Origin of the sequence: Sporosarcina sp. P29 (assembly GCF_002743265.1) — a bacterium.
In the GTDB taxonomy this organism is placed as follows: domain Bacteria; phylum Bacillota; class Bacilli; order Bacillales_A; family Planococcaceae; genus Sporosarcina.
On the sequence record NZ_PDYX01000149.1, the window covers coordinates 1 to 365 of the forward strand.

At 40.8% G+C, this 365-nt stretch carries 1 pseudogene; it reads left to right on the forward strand.

The features are described from left to right. A pseudogene (locus CSV68_RS17260) lies at window positions 1–365 on the forward strand (GMC family oxidoreductase); the annotation flags it as partial.

The window sequence follows — 365 nt, forward strand, 5'->3', positions numbered from 1 at the left end:
TTAGTATTTTCCAAGATGGTGCTGCAGCCATTGCCAATAACCGTGTTCCACAAGGCACACCATATTGGGGTAAAGAGTTTAAAGAAAAATCCGTTCATTATGCGCACCGTTATTTAAATATTGGTGGTATGCAAGGCACTATGCCGTATACGCACAATTATTTGGACTTGGATCCAACGTATAAAGACGTCTACGGCGATCCTCTTCTTAGAATAACAGCTAAATTTACGGATCAAGAACGCAATATGGCAAAAATGATTGCTGAAAAATGTGCAGAAATCGCTGAAGAAATGGGTGCGGATATTATCGATACTCCACCTGTAGCAGACGATGTGGAAATGACTTCATCGAGCGTCAATACACAT